This is a genomic window from Mucilaginibacter oryzae, assembly GCF_003148845.1.
Classification (GTDB): Bacteria; Bacteroidota; Bacteroidia; order Sphingobacteriales; family Sphingobacteriaceae; genus Mucilaginibacter; species Mucilaginibacter oryzae.
In genome coordinates, this window is the sequence record NZ_QGHA01000008.1 from 90,160 (window position 1) to 110,002 (window position 19,843).

A 19,843-nucleotide genomic window follows, 5' to 3' on the forward strand; every position below is an offset into this window, starting at 1 on the left:
CTGCCAGCTATGATTTTTTAAGAACAACCTGCTCATTTAACATCTCGAACATTTTTTTCCAGAATTCATGGAACTCCGGGTAGTTCTCCTTGAAAAATATTGTTTTTTTATTGTCGATGCTCAAACGTACCATTAGTGAGCCATCCTGCTCGGCAATCAAACGTTTAAAAACAATTGATCCATCGGGCATAGCCATACTTACGCTTTTGGGCAACGCATCAACTTTATAACCTGCGGGCAGTTTAAAAATACCGGTTACATTATAATTGTCGCGGTAACCGAAATCAATATCGGTGGTACGGTTTTCGCTCAGAAAGGGGTTTTTATTTAAATCTGTAAACAGGTTCGAATTAAAATAGATATAATTATCGTCTGAACCTGCAAGGTCGAGGTTAAAATCGATATTTTGCCTTACCGGTACAGTATCTACATCTATGTCTTCTATTTTAAGCGATGAAATTTTCAGGTTGTTGTTATTGCTGCTCAGATTTTCGATGTATTTTTTTTCGCCATCGGTTTTGTAGCTTTTAACAATATTTATGCGGTTATAGGCAAAACTGCTGATATCTGCAGCACCGGCCATTTTACCATCCGGCTTAATTTCGGCGTTAATTAAAACTACCTGCCTTACAGGTTCGGCATCCTGTAAAAAGGTCATCTCATAAACCTTATCAGCCTTATTCAGCAACAGGCCAAATGAATTTAAAAAATTGGTTGGCACCTGGTTGTACAGGTTGTATTTGTTACTGGCATCAAGCACATAGTATTTGGCACTGTCAACAGGTATATAAGCTACTGTACTGTTAAACTGGTACGAATTAGGGAAGGCCGGGTTTACGCGCCCATGCTTACGGGTGCTTACCATCATCGGGTAAACATTTACACCGGTTTTTTGCAGCAGGTGATAAAGGATCAGGTTAATCTCGGTAGCATTTCCCACTTTTTTCTCCCATGCCTTAACAGTGCCGTCCATGGTGTAGTTGCCGTAGCTCTCATTCCATTTCATAGTATTTTTCACCTCGTTAAAAAGGTAGGCAATACGCTCATCATTTGTTTTAAAGGATTTTGCCTTGGCAACAATTGCTTCTTCGCCGGTAAGCTTGCGGTTAAGCTGGTCGCCAAAATCGTCCCACTCCATTACGTTTTCACCAACCTTGGTCCAGGTATCCTGATAGCTTTTGGTATAGGTTAAGCGTACACTAAGTAGTTGAAACAGGATGCGTTCCATATTATCGCTTAAAGCCCCCATATAAGGCTCTTCTTTAACCGATGGAATGTTCATCAACGCCTGGGTATGCGTATTGGTTCCAGAGGTTTTGTCTACCACAAAAGGATAGTGCAGATTTTGGAGGTTTTTATAAGTCAATATATCGGGTATGTTGGTGTTTAATTCGCTGTAACGTGTTGGAATGGTACTCTGAAAATACCAGTCGGGAAAGTTGCCGATGTTGGTAGAAGTTAAGCGATATTTAAACTCTAAAATGCTGCCCGGTTTAACATTGGGGAATGAAAATACAACAGCCGAGCGGTATTTATCCACAGATTCGGTAAAGATCTGTTTTCTGTCCACTTTTACGGGTACAATAGCACCATTCTCCAGATTGATAGTCTGGGCCTCCACGCCGGTAATAAACTGGGAATGATTATAACTCAGGTACTCCACACGCACGTTAGCCGCGTCTTTACCGCGATCATTAAACACCTTAATGCGTTTATGACGCTCGAACACAATTTGATATTGGGTGTCAAAATATACCTCGCCTTTGTCAAAAAGGATCTCGGCATTAGCATCAGGTTCAAAATCGCATTTGGTCATTTCCAGGTCGGCCTTGTCAACTTTACCGAACGATTTGGTAACCGGTATAGCGACGGGAGCAGGGGCTTGTGCTTTGGCAACTGTAACAAGAGCAGCCAAAGCCATAAGGGTAAGGAACTTATTCATTTTAAATTAATAGGATTTCGGTTAGTTGTGAATTATGAGCAGTTACAGTGCTTAATGATGCCTTGAGCTTAGGCATTAAACACATAGTTAATAGTTAAATAACTGTTTTGAGTTTATTTTATCAGATGATTGTAAATGTAAAATCAGATCTGAGCCGGCGATAGGGTTACTGTGCCGGGCTAATTTGTTGGATGTTAAAAGCCTGTTCATTGCAATAAGGTTTGATGGGCACTAAGATAGCAATAAAACAATATTGTTACATAGGGGATTGAACCGCCTTTTTATTATTCTTTCGAAAAATATTGGGCTATGCTGCCCAATGGCATTAACTTATGTTATTTTGGCATTAAATTTTTATTTGAAGCGCCGGTTTACGTACATTTAATTAACTGGCATTGGGATTGATATACTGTAATTAATGAGACAAAAATTTTATGATACTGCTGTGAAGCAGGAGAAAGCTGTATTGGTAGGTGTAATAACACCCGATGAAACTGACGAAATGGAGAAGGAATACCTGGAAGAACTGGAGTTTTTAGCCAGTACGGCTGGGGCTTTAACTGTTGACCATTTTACGCAGAAATTACAGCGACCAGATAGGGCAACTTTTGTAGGCTCGGGTAAGCTTGAAGAAATTAAGGCTTACGTTAAGGAAGAAGAGATTGATATTGTTATTTTTGATGACGGCCTTTCGCCATCGCAACTACGTAATATTGAGAATGAATTACAGGTAAAGATCCTTGATCGTAATAACCTAATCCTTGATATTTTTGCCAGCCGCGCACAAACCGCGCAGGCTAAAACCCAGGTTGAACTGGCCCAGCTACAATACCTGTTACCCCGCCTTACCCGCCTCTGGACACACCTTGAACGCCAGAAAGGTGGTATTGGTATGCGCGGCCCGGGTGAATCGCAAATTGAAACCGACCGCCGTTTGATCCTCAATAAAATCTCCCTGCTTAAAGATAAACTGAAGCAAATTGACAGGCAAAACGAAACCCAACGCAAAAACCGACACCAGTTGGTGCGTACGGCTTTGGTGGGGTATACCAACGTGGGTAAATCAACCATTTTGAATATGATTGCCAAATCGGAGGTGCTTGCCGAAAACAAACTATTTGCCACACTGGATACTACGGTGAGGAAAGTTGTTATCGAGAACCTGCCCTTCCTGATGTCGGACACGGTAGGGTTTATCCGAAAGCTGCCTCACCATTTGGTTGAATGTTTCAAATCAACACTTGATGAAACCCGCGAAGCGGATATCCTGATCCATGTGGTGGATATCTCGCACCCTAATTTTGAAGACCAGATCCGCACGGTGAATGAAACTTTGAAAGATATCGGCGCTATTGATAAGCGGATTATTACGGTATTTAATAAAGTGGATGCCTTTAAACCCGAGGATCATTTGGTTGAAACCCAGGGCGAGCCTTTAACGCTTGAAGATTTTAAACATAGCTGGATGGCCAAAAATAACGCGCCGGCCATATTTATTTCGGCTACCAAAAAGGAGAATGTGGATGAGTTTAGGACTTTGCTTTACAAAGAGGTGAAAGCTATCCATACCGAGAGGTATCCGTACGATCAGTTGTTGTATTGAGGCTACTTACCAACAGGAGTGTACTGATAAACCACTTCATAAGGCTTATCCACCCATTTTTTAGGGATGCTACCTATATTTAGGTTTTCGGCCTGGGGGGTAGGTTCGCAAAACGAGTACACCCGCCCTTTGTAAATTATTGGTTTGCCTATGGGTTTATCAAACTGAACAGCCATTGTAATGTGGGTAGGATATAAAACGGCTATCATAGGTAAATCATAAATCTCCTTCACGAGGTAAAAAAACAGGGCGGCTCTGTCATCGCAATCGCTGTATTTCGCAAACAGCGTTTCCTCGGGCGACAGGCGCTTTTCTTTGCCGAAGTTTTCTTCGTCTGTTTCATACAAAAAGGCGTAGCGGGTAAAGCGCATCAGGTAGTCTACGCCTTTTTTCTGATCCATATTTTTAACATTCTTTTTAAGCAGGGGGATCAGCGAACCATAAGTTTCCTTGCTCATGGGGATGTTAAAATACGATTCGAAATCAACCACAGGATAGTTGGCAAATATGGTTTCAACATCTTTATTCAGTTTGATGTTAAAATAGTAAACCTTGTGTTGATAGGTAAACTGAAGCTCCTTATCAACATAGCTGGCCGGACTAAAATCGGGCATCCGGGTTATTTTGTATGAAAATGCTTTGATAGCCCCGTGAACATTGATATTAACCGGAACAGGCGGATCCTGGTTTAAATTGGTGTTCGGATAATCGTGATAATTGAGGCAGATATATTTTTTATCACCCACCATAAAAAACGGGATATCTTCAACATCCTCATCATTCAGTACATAAAAAATAACCTTGGTTGATGTAAGTGCCAGCCGGGCGTCATACCCGGAATGTGTAAGCAGAAACCATTTGTAGAGGGTATAGCGTGCATAATTATCCTCTTTGCGGCTGATTTGTTGCGCTGTTTTGCGGATAAGCTGGAAGTAAAGCCAGTCGCTCAGTTCATAGCGCTGCTGAAATGTTTTTAATGAATCGATTACCGATCGATAATTGGATAAGCTTACCTTTTGATAAAAAGCCTTTACATCTTTTGAAGTGAGTTGCTGCGGGGCATCAACCCACATAGCGCTCTCAACAGGGGCATCGAAGGTTCCTTCATAAAAGTCAAAACGAAGCCTTTGATCTTTATGTTGGCCGTACGCGAAAGTCAATGAAAAGATCAGCAGTAATGTAAACCATACATTAGGCAGCCGTATCATGAAGTTTATGATTGGTATATTAAATATACGTAATTATAAAACAAAGCGCACGTTAATTGTAAAATATTTATACGCGGGTTATTTCGCCGGGGTGTGTAGCATATCGGGCGATATACGTTTCACTTCCATAAAAACTTGATGGAGGTGATCAAAATCTTTATCGGTGGTTACTAAGGTTAAACCGAGCAATGCTGCCGTTGAGGCTATCCACAAATCGTTTTTACCCATATTGCGTGGTGTGGCAAAGCTATAATCTTGAAAGGACGGGTTGCGGCGCTGAGAGTAGGCATCTATTTGTGAGTAGGAATTAACCAAAATTTGCGTTGCCTCAATCTGATAACATTCATCAATTATCGGTTGAATAAAATCCCATTTTTCTTTTGTCCAATTATTTTGAAGTGCAATAGACCGCAATTCGGCTATGGTAACAACGGAAACATATAACTGCCGGTTATCCGGGTTAATAACCGTGCTTAACAACTTCGATTTAGGGTTTCTTGAGATGAAAACGAAAATATTGGTATCAAGCAGTAAATTCATCTTTTCTCTCTCAAAATTTCGAGTGCAGCTTTAACATCTTCATCTGTTAAAAAACCTTCATCAGGTAAAGCTTCAAGCGCTCTTTCGATATTCTCTGGTTTTTTTCCCATTTTATTGGCAAAGGCTGTTGCACCGCCTGCAGCTAAAATCTCTTCTACCGAATATGATTCAGGTATAGGCGGCATATACGGAGTTTTAAGTTCCTCTACCTTAAGTTTTGTCGTCTTCATTTTTAATCCTCCTAAACAAATATACTCAAATAACACAAGTGTATTTACATGTTCAGCCAAATACAAATCAATCCGTTAAAAATATCCCATCCTTTATCCCGGGTATAATTCCCTTCTCCAACGCTGTATCAAACATCAAATTAATCGCCTTACGTCCTTCTACGCCCAAATCAACCGAGTATTGATTTACATAAAGCTCGATGTGTTTGTACATCACTTCTTCGCTCATCTCCTGCGCGTGCCGGCGGATAAAATCCAACCCCGATTTGGGGTTGGCAAAAGCAAACTCCACAGATTTACGCAGCACCCGGTTTATTTTATGCTGAACATCCAACGGCAAATTACGGTTGGCTACAATGCCCCCAAGGGGGATAGCGCAGCCGGTACGTTTTTCCCAGTAATCGCCAAGATCAATGATTTTTTTAAGCCCTTTATTTTGATAGGTAAAGCGGTTTTCATGAATAATGAGGCCTATATCGATGCGGCTATCCAGCACAGCATCTTCAATATCTGAAAATACGAGTTCCTGTTTATTGGTAGCTTCCGGAAAAGCCAGGCCTAAAAGGAAGTTAGCGGTGGTGTATTTTCCGGGGATGCCGATCAGCGGATTCCTGCTTCCTGATTTTGGATCGTTAATCAGGTTTTTCTCCAAATCCGAAATCGAAATTTCCAAATCCGAAATTAACAAAGGTCCTACGCCAAACCCAAGTGCGCTGCCCGAATTAAGCAATACATATTTATCCGTTACATAAGCAAAGGCATGGTAACTCAGTTTGGTAATATCCAGTTCGCCACGAAAAGCCTTTTGGTTCAGCGTTTCCACATCATCATAAAACACCTCAAATTCCAGGCCTTCGGTATCAATTTTATGATGGATGAGGGCATCAAAAATAAAAGTATCGTTAGGGCAGGGCGAAAATCCGAGTGTTAGTTTCATGGCGAAGTAGATTACGTGTTAATGATCCGGCTAAGCAGGTCGGTTGCAAAGGTATTCAGATTTTTAATGGCCAGCCCGATGTTCCATGCCTCCCGGTTACGCTTTTCCACATAATTTGACACTGCCCTGATTTGCATGCAGGGCACATTCATTTGCCGGCAGGCATAAAAAAAGGCGGCGCCTTCCATGCTCTCCAACTGCGGATTTAAACGTTCCCGTATTTTTTTTATAGATGGTTCATGCCCGTGCACCGTATTTACGGTTACAGCCCGTGCTTTCTTTAAATAAAAACCCGGATAAACCTCATGAAGCGAGGTTGTAGGTGTAAAACGGCTTTCACCAAAACCAAGCGTATCGATATTGATAAACGCCTCATCATCCTGCGCGCCCAGTTCGGAAAAAGTATCTTCGGTAACCTCCAGCACATCGCCTAAATTGAAATTACGGTCGAAACTACCGGCTATTCCCAGGTTAATGGCCAGATCATAAGCATGGTTGCTGAGTTGCCGGGCAATGCCGAAGGCTGTGGGCACCATGCCTGCACCGGTAATCAATACGTCGGCCTTGCGGCCAAACGCGTTCATCAAGGGCTCCACTTCAAATTTGGTTGCTGCAACAATGAGTATAAGCATATTGCATTATTTTGACAGCTAATATAAAACAACTCACCTGCTTTTGTTTTGTATATTTGCACCCAATTTGTTATGATGATACATATAACGCGCAAAGAACATTTTAATGCCGCTCACCGGATGTACCGTGAGGAATGGAGCGCTGAAAAAAACTTTGAGGTGTTTGGCAAATGCGCCAACCCCAACTGGCATGGCCATAATTACAACCTGTTTGTAACGGTGAAAGGCGAGATTACCCACGCTACCGGTTACCTGATTGACCTGAAAGAGCTCAAAGCCATAATTAACGAGTACGTGATCGAGAAGCTGGACCATAAAAACATTAACAAGGATGTTGATTTTATGGCAGGCAAAATGGCATCGACCGAGTTACTTTGCATCGAGATATTTAACCAGTTAAAAGGCCCTATCGAAGCTTACGAAGGTGTGTTTTTACACTCTGTTAAACTGTACGAAACCGAAAATAATTCTGCCGAGTACTTTGGCGGTTAATTTTTTACCATGAGCGATTCACAATTTAGCCAGGATACCGACGATGACGACTTCGGCGGGTACATCAAAATAGACCGTTATAACCAGGAACGCATAGATAGCCTAAAAACCGATTACCATAACGTGCTTACACAAATTGGCGAAGACCCCGGGCGTGAAGGTTTACTAAAAACCCCCGAGCGTGTGGCCAAAGCCATGCTGTACCTTACGCACGGCTACGAGCTTAACGCCGAAGAGATCCTGAACTCGGCCAAGTTTAAAGAAGATTACAGCCAGATGGTGGTGGTAAAGGATATTGAAGTGTACTCGATGTGTGAGCACCACATGCTGCCCTTTTTTGGTAAGGCCCATGTTGCCTACATCCCTAACGGGCATGTGGTTGGGCTGAGTAAAATACCGCGGGTGGTTGATGTTTTTGCCCGCCGCCTGCAGGTGCAGGAACGTTTAACCAACCAGATACGCGATTGTATTCAGCAAACCCTGAACCCAATAGGCGTAGGTGTAGTAATTGAGTGCCGCCACCTGTGCATGAGCATGCGCGGCGTACAAAAGCAAAACTCGGTAACCACCACATCGGCCTTTACCGGCGAGTTTCTGAAAGAAAAAACAAGAACAGAGTTTTTAAATTTAATAAGTTCGAAGTTAAGTTAAGCCCTCAGGCCCCCCGAAGGGGGTGCGAGGAGCAGAAATTTTATTATAAACACTAAACAAAAATTCCCCCTTTAGGGGGGTAGGGGGCTAATGAACGCATATATTTTCCCGGGCCAGGGCGCCCAGTTTTCGGGTATGGGTAAAGACCTGTACGAGCAATCAGAGCAAGCACGCGAGCTGTTTGAAAAAGCTAACGACATTTTGGGTTTCCGCATTACCGATGTAATGTTTGAGGGCACTGCAGATGATCTGGTGCAAACCAACGTTACCCAGCCAGCCATTTTTTTACATTCAACCATTTTAGCCACTGTTTTGGGCGATGATTTTAAGCCGGAAATGGTTGCCGGCCACTCGTTAGGCGAATTTTCGGCGCTGGTTGCCGCCGGTGCATTATCGTTTGAGGATGGGCTTAAGCTTGTTGCTGCCCGCGCCAACGCCATGCAAAAAGCCTGCGAGATCCAGCCATCAACCATGGCCGCTATTTTAGGTTTGGACGATTTTACTGTTGAAGATATTTGCGAGCGTATTAGCGAAGTAGTTGTGCCGGCAAATTACAACTGCCCAGGCCAGCTGGTAATATCAGGTTCCATTGCCGGTATTGACGAAGCCTGCGCGAAAATGACCGAAGCCGGAGCCAAACGCGCGCTGAAGCTAAAAGTTGGCGGTGCGTTCCACTCGCCGTTGATGGAAGCCGCAAGGGTTGAACTTGAAGCAGCCATAGTAGCAACAGAGATCAAAGCCCCGGTATGCCCTATCTATCAAAATATAGATGCCAAACCATATACCGATCCGGAATTGATCAAGAAAAACCTGATTGCCCAGCTTACCGGCGCCGTTAGGTGGACACAAACCGTACAGCATATGCTGGAAGACGGCGCCACCTCATTTACCGAAGTAGGGCCAGGCAACGTTTTGCAGGGACTGGTAAAAAAGGTTGATAAAACAGCCATTACCGCCAGCGCCGCACTGCCGCAATAATTTTTTTTAAGGGCCGCAATCAACATTGTGGCCCTTGCTTTTGTTATAGGCGTTGTAACAAAATAAAAATTTATATTTATAGCTATCACTTGACCACCTCCGGAAAAATACGCCTTTTACTTGCCCTGCTTGTTGTTACTTTGCTGGCAACAGCTATTATTGTTCAAAAAACATATACGCCTGCAAACAGCCTGGTTCAATCGGCACGCAAGCTTGAAGATAACCTGCATAAAAAAGAGGCTTACGTAAGTGAACAGCTAAACAACCCCGCAAAGTTTAAAAAACTGGTAAGCCTGCGTACCAATGAACAGGGTGCGCTTGACGCCATTAATGAATTCACTACCAATCATAACCTCTGGTTCCTGGTACTCACCAATAACCGCTTAAGCTTTTGGAGCGGCATCAAGGTTTTGCCCGATAGTGCCGCCATGATCAAAGAGGGCTACTCATTTATAAAAAGGCCCAATGGTTATTATGAAACGGTGCGCCGTACAGAAGGCAGCTCATCTGTAATTTTCTTTATCCCGGTAAAAGCAAATTACGCTTTCGAAAACAGGTACCTCAAAAACCGCTTTTCGAAAGAGCTGCTTAACGAAGATAATATAGATATAGCCGATTTTACGGATATCAACGTTTACGAAATCCATAGCAGTAAAAACGATTACCTGTTTTCGGTAAGGCTTAAGCCTAATGTTAACGATAACACCTTAGCTTACTACGAGTTTTTGCTTTGGCTGTCGGGCATCCTGGCCTTATGCGTACTTGTTCACAGTCTGTTAAAGCTGCTGGCCGGTAAGGGATATGTAATATTATCCGTTGCGTTGCTGGCTCTATTCATTGTGGTGCTCAGGTTTATCAACCTGTATCACAACCTTCCGGATCTGAGCGACAAGCTTGACCTATTTAACCCCGAATTTTATGCTTCAAGCGCTATTTACCCGTCATTGGGCGATTTATGTATCAATATATTGCTTATTTTTTGGCTGGTATGCTTTACCTACAGGCAACGCGCCCGCCTGCTGAACGATGTGCAGGATAAATTGATTGGCTATATCATTGTTATAGCTTCAATATTATTGCTGATAGCCGTATCAACATCATTGTTACGGTTGTTTTATGGCCTGGTTATCAACTCAAACATAAGTTTCGATGTAAATAATGTGCTTAGCTTAACCGGTTTCAGCGTGATTGGTGTGCTGATGCTTTGTTTTAGCTTTTTAATATTTTACCTGGTTAACGAAATTGTTTTAACCATATGCCTCAGGCTTACTGTACCACGGTTGCACCAGGCAATCCTGCTTTTGTTGGGTGTGACGTTAACCACCGCGGTTACGGCCTATTACCACGAGTTTACAGTTTTTTATATTTTGTGGATGGTGATGGTGATTATACGGGCGTACGACTTTATCTATTACAAAGAACAGCTTTTTGCCGCCTCGTTTTTAAGCATCGTATTTATCTGCGCTATGATAGCCGCGATAAAACTGAGCCATTTTGAAGATTTAAAAGAGCACGAAACCCGTAAGGCCCTCATCCAGAAACTCGAACTACCCGACGATACCGAGGCCGATCAAATATTCAAGAAAATTGAAACCCAGATCATTGCTGATACTGCCATACTTAAATACTTCGCCAACGGCACCCATAATGGCGATTACCTGAAAAACCGTTTTCAAAAGCTTTATTTTGATGGCTACCTGTCAAAATATGAATTCAGGGTACATGAGTATGATGCCAATGATGAGCCTACATCGGATGATAAAAACTACTCGCTTAATGTTTTTAAAGACCTGGTGGTTTATAGTTCATTTAAAGTATCAGATTACTTTTACCGCGAAAACGAATCGTTCGGCTTCCAGAATTATTTTGCCATACTGCCTGTTACCAACAAAGGGAAACAGCTGGGCACCATTGTTATCGAATTAAAATCAAAACCCCTGCAATCGTTTAGCGCTTTTCCTGAATTGCTGATAGATGGTAACCTGAACCGGGAAGACGATTTTAAAGATTACTCGTACGCGTTTTACAGCGACAATAAACTACTGAGCCAGCGCGGCGCTTATGTTTACTCGCGCAATAACAACGAGTTTAAAGGCGAATTAAAAAAATATCTGATCAAAACCACCCGGAGCCGCAGCGCAACCTGGTATAAAAGGTTTACAACTTACAGTCACCTTATTTATAAGCCCAGCCAACGCAACCTGATTGTTGTGAGTAAAGAAGAAAACTCCCTTTATTATGGTGTTACTTCGTTAACCTTCTTTTTAGTGGTGCTGCTCATTTTCAGCGCGGTTATCATTACCATCCGCTGGTTGTGGGCACGAATCAAAATACTCAATATTGCCGAAGACGGGGTTAAGTTCAAATTCAGGATAAATTTTGATAAGCTGCTGTATAAAACCCGCATCCAGATCTCGATGATACTTGCCGTGGTTATTACGCTGGTATTGGTTGGTTTTATCACCTTTTTATCTATCAGCAACCAATATTACAGCCAGCAGGAAAAAATGATCAGGGATAAAATTACCCGCATTTCCGCTACGCTTGAAAATGGCATTTTCACTAAATACATTGAACATGTTGATGAGGAAAGCCAGGTACATTTTAATGAACTGGCCAATACCTACGCAACAGATCTTACCTTGTTTGATACCACAGGTGTACCGCTGTTAACCACCCAGCCCAAAATTTACGAATACGGCCTGGTTGCTAAACGCATGAACGCCCGGGCGTTTATTAATTTAAACGGGCTGCAAAAAACCGGCTTTGTTAACGACGAGAAAATTGGCGATTTAAATTACAAAACAGCTTACGCGCCTATAACTATACCAAATACTTATAAAACCGTAGCCTACATCCAGCTGCCTTATTTTAGTAATGAAACTGATTATCGCGAGCGCATAAGTTCATTGCTTAATGTAATGATAAACGTTTACGCTATAGTGTTTATAGCTATAGGTTTGTTTGCCATTATCATAGCCCGGCAAATAACCGCGCCGCTCAATTTTATACAGCAAAGCTTAAGTAAAACCATCTATGGTAAAAAGAACGAGCAGATCAAATGGTCGCGCGATGATGAGATCGGGGCGCTGGTGAAGGAGTATAATAAAATGATCTCGGCATTAGAAAACAGCGCCCAGCGACTGGCCCAGTCAGAAAGGGAAAGCGCCTGGCGCGAAATGGCCAAACAGGTAGCGCACGAAATTAAAAACCCTTTAACACCCTTAAAGTTGGGCTTGCAGCTGCTTGATAAATCGTGGAAGGATAAAGACCCTAAGTTTGACCAGAAATTTGAGCGTTTCAGCAAATCATTTGTTGAGCAAATTGAAAGTTTGTCGTCTATCGCGTCGGAGTTTTCGGCCTTTGCCAAAATGCCCGATACCAAAATTGAGCAGATAGATGTTTTCCAGATGCTTAACCAGGCTGTTACCATTTTTAAGCAGATGGACAGCGTATTTATCGCCTATATGCAGCCTGCCGCCCCATTTATTATCAACGCCGACCGCGATCAGCTATTGCGCTGCTTTAACAACCTGCTTAAAAATGCTATCGAGGCCACACCTCCCGGCAGGCAATGCATTATTGAGGTAAACTATCTGGTTACCAGTAAAAACATCCTGCTTACCATAAAAGACAACGGCAACGGCATCCCCGAAGAAATGCGCGAAAAGATTTTCGAACCCAACTTTACAACCAAAAGTTCGGGCACGGGCCTGGGCCTTGCCTTTATCAAAAACTCCATCGAGAACGCCAGCGGCAAAATTTGGTTCGAAACTACCATTGGCGTAGGTACTACGTTTTATTTGAGTTTACCTGCGGCTTCCTGAGTTTGAAAGGATAAAGGTAAAAGGCGAAAGGTAAAAGGAAGACCAGCCCTTTAGGTGAAAGAGTTGCCGTGAGTAAAAAGCCTTTCGCCTTTTACCTTTCGCCCTTAACCTACTTCACAGCAAATGTCTTCACCGTTTCGGTAACGTGCGCCAAATGGTGGCGGCTATGCCACGAATAGGTGGCGAGGCATTTTTTAAGCGATATAGTATCGCCCGACGCGGGATGTACAAAGGTGCGTTCCCATTCGTTTTCAGTAAAACTTTCAAAAAGGGTAACCATATGTTGATGGATACCTTCCAGCATTTTGATTGAAGGTTCAACCGGCAGGCGATAATCGGGCAGCAGGGCCCAGTCGGCCTCTTCATAAGGCTTTATAACCGGATTATTTTCGGTAAGGGCGAGTTTAATCCGGGTGATGGAATTCATATGGCTGTCGGCCAAATGATGGATCACCTGGCGCAATGTCCAGCCACCGGTACGGTAAGGGGTGTCAAGCTCCTGGTAGTTAAGACCGGCAATGGCATGCCTTAACTTGCCAGGCAGGGTGGCTATATCATCAATCCAGCCGCGTAAATCAGCAGAAGTGTAAGAAACCGGGGATACAAACCTCCCGATAGGATATCGCATTTGTTCGTCTGTAAGCATCGTATTAAAAAAAAATTAATGTAGTTATAATTTCATATAGCCACAAGCTTTTAGCCTATTTTAGCGTTTTACAGATTGTTAATTTAACTGATGATAAAAAAGTTACTGTTGTTGCTGTTAATTTTTAATGATACAATATCCTTTGGCGAAACTATTAAGACGGATATATTGGTAATAGGAGGCTCCGCCAGCGGAACAGCTGCAGCTATTCAGGGAGCCCGCAGCAAATTGAAAACCATGCTGATTGAGCAGGGCCCCTGGCTGGGTGGCAGCCTTACATCGGGCGGCATGTGCGTGGTTGAGGGCAACCGCAATTTACCCACCGGTATCTGGGGCGAATTCAGGCAGAGGGTGCGGGAGTTTTATGGTAAACCCCCAGGTTTTGATACCGCTTACAACGCGCCCCTGCGATTTGAACCCTATACCGGCGCGGCCATCCTCAAAAAAATTACCGATACGGTAAAAAACCTCACGGTTAAACTAAACAGCCCTTTCATCTCCATAAAAAAAGATGGCACCGGCTGGGAGGTGATTGCCACAATTGAGGGGCGTACAACCACCATCAAAGCCAAAGTGGTTATTGATGCCACCGAAACCGGCGATGTAGCAGCAAGTGCCGGTGAAACCTATGTATACGGCTTCGACGGCAAAAAGGAAACCGGTGAAACGCTGGCTACAGAAAGTTCGACCCGGATGCAGGATTTGAGCTGGATAGCTATTTTGAAAGATTACGGCCCGCAGGCAGATAAAACAGTTACTAAACCTGAGGGATATGATGCAGCTCGGTACGCTTGCCTCAAAACAAAAAACGTTAAGCAAATGCTTAGCATTGGCCGCCTGCCAAACGATAAGTACATGATAAACTGGACAGGATGCGGTAATGAGTTCCCCGTTACAGCGGCCGATTTGAAGCCCGAAAACCGGGAGGCCTTTTACGCCAAAGCCCGGCTGCACACTTTGGGGTTAATATATTATTTACAAACAGAGCTTGGCTATAAAAACCTTGGCCTTGATGAAGGATTTACAACGCCCGATCACCTGCCTTATACCCCCTACCTGCGTGAAGCAGGCCGGGCAACCAAAGGTTTGGTAAGGCTTACGCTTGATGATATTTATAAACCATATGATCGCGAATCAAAACTTTACCGCACGGCGATAGCTGTGGGCGATGCTGATCCCGGTCAGCATTACACCGGCGAACCGGTACCATTGGTTGATTATCAACCGTTCCCGGCTTATGGTATCCCTCTCGGGGCTATCGTTTTAAAAGATCTGGATAATTTGCTGGTAACCGAAAAAGCGATGTCGGTAACGCACCTGGTAAATGCATGTACCATGTATCCCTCGGTACAAATGGCCGTAGGGCAGGGAGCCGGGGCTACGGCGGCCTTCTGCGCGTTTTTCAAAACCACCACCAAAAACTTAAATGTAAGGATAATACAGGGCGAATTGCTTGATTTTAAAGCATGGATTATGCCTTTTGCTGATATCAGGCCAACCGATCCCTATTTCAGGGCCATACAACAAGTTGGGGCCTCCGGATTGCTGAAGGGTGTGCAAAAAGCTGATGGTAACAGCGCGAAAGTGATGTTTCAGCCAGATTCGCTGGTGGCCACTGCCGAAGTTGAGCCGGTACTAAAAGAAATTTATACCCGCGCTTTTTTATGGTTTAACCGCGAAAAGCCCGGTAAGGTATTTACCATAGGCAACCTGCTCTCCTTTATCAGCGAAACAACATTAACTGATCCGCGTACGCTGGAAACCGGCATGCAAAAAGCCTGGAAAGCTCAATATAAATTTAACTCGGATTTTGATTTGAAGCGGCCGGTAACCCGCAGGGAGTTTGCGATACTGGCTAACCGTTATTTTAATCCCTTCGCCCGCACGGTGGACATTACCGGGCGGATGGTGAATTAGCAGAAGCTATCAGATTTAAAGATTGACAGGTTAATATATTTTTGGCGGAAGCAATTGATATGCTGACCAAAAATTTTAACCTATCAATCTATTTAATTATTATACGGGTAGTATAATTTTAAGTGCCTGGTTTATCCCAGTCCTAAAATCGTGATGCTTTACTGCGCTGCCTTTTTAACGGCATCCTTCTTTGCCTTTTTTTCGGCTTTCATAGCGGCATATTCCTTTTTCTGTTCAGGCGTTAGCACTTTATCCAGTCTTTCCTGTGCCAGTTTTTTGATCTTTTGATCGGCCAGGTGACTTGTTTTTTTATCCTGTTTCAGTTTTTTCAAACTATCAATACTGTTAGCCTGTGCCAGCAAAATAGCATTCACTTTTTTAGTTTGGTCGGGGGTAAGTTTCAGGTGTTTTTCCAGGTGTTCGGTTTTATTGCCTGCTTTTTGAGCGGGTGTTTTCTCAACCTTATTTTGCGCGTTAGCCGCGAAGCTCAGGCCACCGGCAAGAGCCATAATCATCATTAATTTTTTCATCGTTTTGGTTTTATTTAAACAACTAATCGTACTGACAATATAGCCTGGTTTTGGTTTAACCCTTTAAAAATTTAATTTCATTTTACATTTAAATTAAACCAAACCAATTTTTGGGTGTCATACAAGCACCTGCAACAAAATTAATAGTTAAAAATATACCCGGATGTTATGAAAAAGGCTGTTAAATACTGGTGTGTTACCGGATTGTTGTTGTGTATGTTTACCGTGTTTACTGCCTTTTTACCGGGCTATCCCAATCCGGGGAAATTAAAATTCCCTTACAGGAAAGCCGGTTTAACACCGCAACAGGCGGCAGCCCATCTGCTTAGCCGGTTTACCTATGGCGCAACGCCCGGCGAGGTTGATGAAGTAGTAAAAGAGGGCCCCGAAAAATGGTTCGCCCAACAACTGGAAGCCCAAATGCCCGATGATTCCCTCAATGAACTGCTCAATAAATACGATGCCCTTAAATTAAGCAACACCCAAATTGTAGCGCAATTCCCCAAAAACGCGCAGGTGCTGCGCATAGCTGTAAAAGATGGCGTGGTGAACCGCGATTCGGTAAGAACCAACCCTAAAGCTTACCGCGCCCAATTGCAAAATTACATGCAGCAAAATGGCCTTAAGCCCGAGCAGGAGCTGCTGCAGCAATTCATTAATCAAAAAATATTAAGGGCTGCTTATAGTAATAACCAGTTACAGGAAGTGATGACCAGCTTTTGGTTCAACCATTTCAATGTATCTATAGTAAAAAATGATTGCGCGCAGTTTATCCCTGATTATGAGCGCGACGTGATCAGGCCTAACGCGTTGGGTAAGTTTAATGACCTGCTGCTGGCTACGGCTAAATCGCCGGCCATGCTGTATTACCTGGATAATTTTAACAGTTCGGGCAATAACGCTGAAAAACCACAAGCGCAAAAACAGCAAATAAAAAGCGATACAGGCAGAATGGCCACTATGCCGAAATTTAAGGCCAAGAAAGCCCTGGGCTTAAACGAAAACTATGCCCGCGAGGTGATGGAACTGCACACCCTTGGTGTTGACGGCGGCTATACCCAGCAGGATGTTACCCAGGCGGCTAAAGTACTTACCGGCTGGACGGTTTACCCTATGGACAACAACGGCGAGGCCGGCCAGAAACTAATGAACCGCGTAAGTGCTGATAAACTGCAAAACAGCGGTTTTGTGCACGAGGGCGATTTTTTATTTAACCCCAACCGTCATGACACCGGCGAGAAAACAGTTTTAGGCCATCATTTTGCTGCCGGGGGTGGGTATGAAGAGGGGGTACAACTGTTGAATATGCTGGCTCATCAGCAAGCCACGGCCAAATTTATTTCCAGAAAAATTGCGGTTCGTTTTGTGAACGATACCCCTCCGCAAACGTTAATTGATAAAATGGCCCGCACCTTTATGAACGAGGATGGCGACATAAAAAAGGTACTGATCACGATGGTAAACTCGCCCGAGTTTTGGAGCGCGGCCGCTGTGCGTGAAAAAACCAAATCACCTTTTGAACTGGCCATCGGCGCTATACGCGCCCTGCATGCCGATGTTAACCAACCTAACCAGGTGTTTAACTGGGTTAATAAAATGGGCGAAAAGATGTATTACTACCAGGCGCCCACCGGTTTCCCCGACAAAGGGCAGTACTGGATCAATACCGGCGCATTACTTAACCGTATGAACTTCGGCTTAGCCCTGGCCTCGGGCAGGATTCCCGGTGTAAAAATCGACCTGGCGGCACTCAATAACCACCACGAACCCGAAAGCGCTCAGGCCGCGCTTGACACCTACAGCAAATTAATTATGCCCGGGCGGCCGCTTGATGCAACCATCAAACGCCTCACCCCAATGCTTAACGACCCCAAACTGATGGATAAAGTTGACCTTGCCAGCGCCAAAACTCCTGCTGCAACCGCGGCGCCGGCAAATGTGAACAACCAGTTGATGGACGGGCAGGCAGGCATAAAAAACAAACAAAAAAATAATTTTATGGCGCAGCAAACCATCGCGGGCAACAATTCGATGTTGGCGCAGGTGGTAGGCGTAATTATTGGTTCGCCCGAATATCAGCGGCGTTAACAGCAGGAGGATAATGAAATGGTATCAAGAAGAGGATTTTTAAAAGCGGGCGGACTGGCCCTTTTAGGAGTGGGTTTGTTAGGTGGGATCCCCGGCTTTTTGGCCGAAGCCGCGGCCAGCGAAAAAATAGCATCGCCTTATAAAAAGAAAAAAACGCTGGTATGTATCTTTCAGCGCGGCGCCATGGACGGCCTGATGGCTGTTATACCGTTTACCGATGATTACCTGAAAGCCGCAAGGCCAAACCTGTTTATATCGGCCGCAAAAAGTGGTAACGGCAACCCCCTAATTGATCTGGATGGCCGTTTCGGTTTGCACCCGGCCATGAAAGCTTTTGAACCCATGTTCCGCGAAAAACGGTTGGGTATAGTACACGGTATAGGATCGCCCAACAATACCCGTTCGCATTTTGATGCGCAGGATTATATGGAATCCGGCACGCCTTTTAATAAAGGCACGGCAAGCGGCTGGCTTAACCGCGCCGTGGGTTTGTTAGGGCATGACGCGCTTACGCCTTTTACGGCGGTAAGCCTTACATCGGCCATGCCGCGTTCTTTTTATGGCGATAACCCTTCTGTAGCCATGAGCAACCTGCAGGATTTTACCATCCAAATGCGGGGCAACCCAACCGGCGCCAATATGGCGGCTAAAAGCTTTGAAGACCTGTATGATCAAACCGCGTCGGGCTTACTCAAGCAAACCGGTAAAGAAAGTTTTGAAGCGATGAAAATGCTTCAGAAAACCGATATTAAAAATTACAGCCCTGCAAACGGGGCTGTATATCCTAACTCGGCCTTAGGCAATTCGCTTAAGCAAATAGCCCAGCTCATTAAAATGGATGTAGGCCTGGAAGTAGCCTTTGCCGAATCGAACGGATGGGATACCCATTTTAACCAGGGGGCCGAAAATGGCATTTTTGCCAATAATGTAGCTGATCTGAGCAACAGCATTATGGCCCTCTGGACCGACCTCGGCGCCTACCAGGATGATGTTACCGTAATGACCATGACCGAATTTGGCCGCACCGTTCATCAAAACGGCACCGGCGGTACCGACCATGGTAGGGCATCATGCAATTTTATTTTAGGTAATGATGTTGGCGGCGGTTTGGTTTACGGCGATGTAAAACCCCTCGCCATAGAAAACCTGGAAGATGGCCGCGACCTCGCTGTAACTACAGACTTTAGAAGCGTGTTCAGTTCGGTAGCCGATAAGCACCTCGGTATCAATAATGATCATGTGCTTTTCCCGGATTGGAACGGAGAGCGGGTGAATGTGATGAGGGGATAAAAAGGAGGACCTACACCCTAACTGCCGGGGGTTTAGCGCAGCGTAACCCGTGGTTGGGTATGATTGAAGTTTTCAACTTCAGTCCCCCCAAAAAATATAGCTGATTATCTTCTTATGGTCGCATTTCGCTCTTTTCTGGTCGAAGAATAGCAACTTCGTCCTAAACCCGGGTAAGCATTCTGCTTGCGTGTACCGGTTGATAATTGTAATACTGCTTTAAGATTTGTAGCCAAGTTAAGCTGAAAGCTTTACAGAGTTTAGGACGAGATTGCGCTGCGCTAAGCTTCGACCAGAAACCCGGATGTCGCAACAAATTTCCTCTTTGATACATA

General features: G+C 44.2%; 16 protein-coding genes. 8 read left to right on the forward strand and 8 right to left on the reverse strand.

Annotated elements, in window-relative coordinates; translation table 11 throughout:
- Window positions 1-7: 7 nt before the first annotated feature.
- On the reverse strand, window positions 8-1,942 hold the full coding sequence (locus LX99_RS18990; protein WP_109609290.1) for a DUF3857 domain-containing protein: 1,935 nt from the start codon (window positions 1,940-1,942) through the stop codon (window positions 8-10).
- A 418-nt stretch (window positions 1,943-2,360) separates the two neighbouring features.
- On the opposite strand from LX99_RS18990, the gene hflX reads away from it, so the two are divergent.
- Window positions 2,361-3,545, forward strand: a complete 1,185-nt coding sequence (gene hflX / locus LX99_RS18995; RefSeq protein WP_109609291.1) for a GTPase HflX — start codon at window positions 2,361-2,363, stop codon at window positions 3,543-3,545.
- A 2-nt stretch (window positions 3,546-3,547) separates the two neighbouring features.
- Here hflX and LX99_RS19000 read toward each other — a convergent pair whose 3' ends face one another.
- The 5 genes from LX99_RS19000 to mqnB form a co-directional block, all read right to left on the reverse strand.
- Window positions 3,548-4,753, reverse strand: coding sequence for a hypothetical protein (locus tag LX99_RS19000; protein ID WP_109609292.1), 1,206 nt, complete (start codon window positions 4,751-4,753; stop codon window positions 3,548-3,550).
- Window positions 4,754-4,831: 78 nt separating this feature from the next.
- Window positions 4,832-5,293 (reverse strand): type II toxin-antitoxin system VapC family toxin, encoded by a 462-nt coding sequence (locus tag LX99_RS19005; RefSeq protein WP_109609293.1) that lies wholly within the window; start codon window positions 5,291-5,293, stop codon window positions 4,832-4,834.
- Window positions 5,290-5,583, reverse strand: coding sequence for a hypothetical protein (locus tag LX99_RS19010; RefSeq protein WP_146203163.1), 294 nt, complete (start codon window positions 5,581-5,583; stop codon window positions 5,290-5,292). The genes LX99_RS19005 and LX99_RS19010 overlap by 4 nt, the downstream gene beginning before the upstream one ends.
- A gap of 7 nt (window positions 5,584-5,590) precedes the next feature.
- On the reverse strand, window positions 5,591-6,460 hold the full coding sequence (locus LX99_RS19015) for a menaquinone biosynthesis family protein (protein WP_109609295.1): 870 nt from the start codon (window positions 6,458-6,460) through the stop codon (window positions 5,591-5,593).
- Window positions 6,461-6,471: 11 nt separating this feature from the next.
- Window positions 6,472-7,092 carry a futalosine hydrolase gene (gene mqnB, locus LX99_RS19020; RefSeq protein WP_109609296.1) on the reverse strand — a complete coding sequence of 207 codons (621 nt, stop codon included), beginning with the start codon at window positions 7,090-7,092 and terminating at the stop codon, window positions 6,472-6,474.
- 75 nt (window positions 7,093-7,167) lie between these two features.
- Here mqnB and LX99_RS19025 point away from each other — a divergent pair, with 75 nt between their 5' ends.
- From LX99_RS19025 to LX99_RS19040, 4 genes are all read left to right on the forward strand, one after another.
- On the forward strand, window positions 7,168-7,584 hold the full coding sequence (locus LX99_RS19025) for a 6-pyruvoyl trahydropterin synthase family protein (RefSeq protein WP_031266389.1): 417 nt from the start codon (window positions 7,168-7,170) through the stop codon (window positions 7,582-7,584).
- 9 nt (window positions 7,585-7,593) lie between these two features.
- A complete protein-coding gene (gene folE, locus LX99_RS19030; RefSeq protein ID WP_109609297.1) occupies window positions 7,594-8,235 on the forward strand; it encodes a GTP cyclohydrolase I FolE in 642 nt (213 codons plus the stop codon).
- Between the two features lie 90 nt (window positions 8,236-8,325).
- Window positions 8,326-9,213, forward strand: a complete 888-nt coding sequence (gene fabD, locus LX99_RS19035; RefSeq protein ID WP_109609298.1) for an ACP S-malonyltransferase — start codon at window positions 8,326-8,328, stop codon at window positions 9,211-9,213.
- Window positions 9,214-9,302: 89 nt separating this feature from the next.
- Entirely contained in the window at window positions 9,303-13,040 is a 3,738-nt protein-coding gene (locus LX99_RS19040) for a sensor histidine kinase (RefSeq protein ID WP_109609299.1), read from the forward strand.
- Between the two features lie 109 nt (window positions 13,041-13,149).
- On the opposite strand, the gene LX99_RS19045 is transcribed toward LX99_RS19040, so the two are convergent.
- A complete protein-coding gene (locus LX99_RS19045) occupies window positions 13,150-13,686 on the reverse strand; it encodes a YfiT family bacillithiol transferase (RefSeq protein ID WP_109609300.1) in 537 nt (178 codons plus the stop codon).
- A gap of 90 nt (window positions 13,687-13,776) precedes the next feature.
- Between LX99_RS19045 and LX99_RS19050 the strand changes: the two genes are divergently transcribed.
- Window positions 13,777-15,603, forward strand: coding sequence for an FAD-dependent oxidoreductase (locus LX99_RS19050; protein WP_109609301.1), 1,827 nt, complete (start codon window positions 13,777-13,779; stop codon window positions 15,601-15,603).
- A gap of 158 nt (window positions 15,604-15,761) precedes the next feature.
- On the opposite strand, the gene LX99_RS19055 is transcribed toward LX99_RS19050, so the two are convergent.
- Window positions 15,762-16,133: a Spy/CpxP family protein refolding chaperone gene (locus LX99_RS19055; RefSeq protein ID WP_109609302.1), complete on the reverse strand. Its 372-nt coding sequence runs from the start codon at window positions 16,131-16,133 to the stop codon at window positions 15,762-15,764.
- A 168-nt stretch (window positions 16,134-16,301) separates the two neighbouring features.
- Between LX99_RS19055 and LX99_RS19060 the strand changes: the two genes are divergently transcribed.
- Both LX99_RS19060 and LX99_RS19065 read left to right on the forward strand, forming a co-directional pair.
- Window positions 16,302-18,221 carry a DUF1800 domain-containing protein gene (locus LX99_RS19060; RefSeq protein WP_109609303.1) on the forward strand — a complete coding sequence of 640 codons (1,920 nt, stop codon included), beginning with the start codon at window positions 16,302-16,304 and terminating at the stop codon, window positions 18,219-18,221.
- 18 nt (window positions 18,222-18,239) lie between these two features.
- Window positions 18,240-19,511, forward strand: a complete 1,272-nt coding sequence (locus tag LX99_RS19065; RefSeq protein ID WP_109609304.1) for a DUF1501 domain-containing protein — start codon at window positions 18,240-18,242, stop codon at window positions 19,509-19,511.
- Window positions 19,512-19,843: the final 332 nt, after the last annotated feature.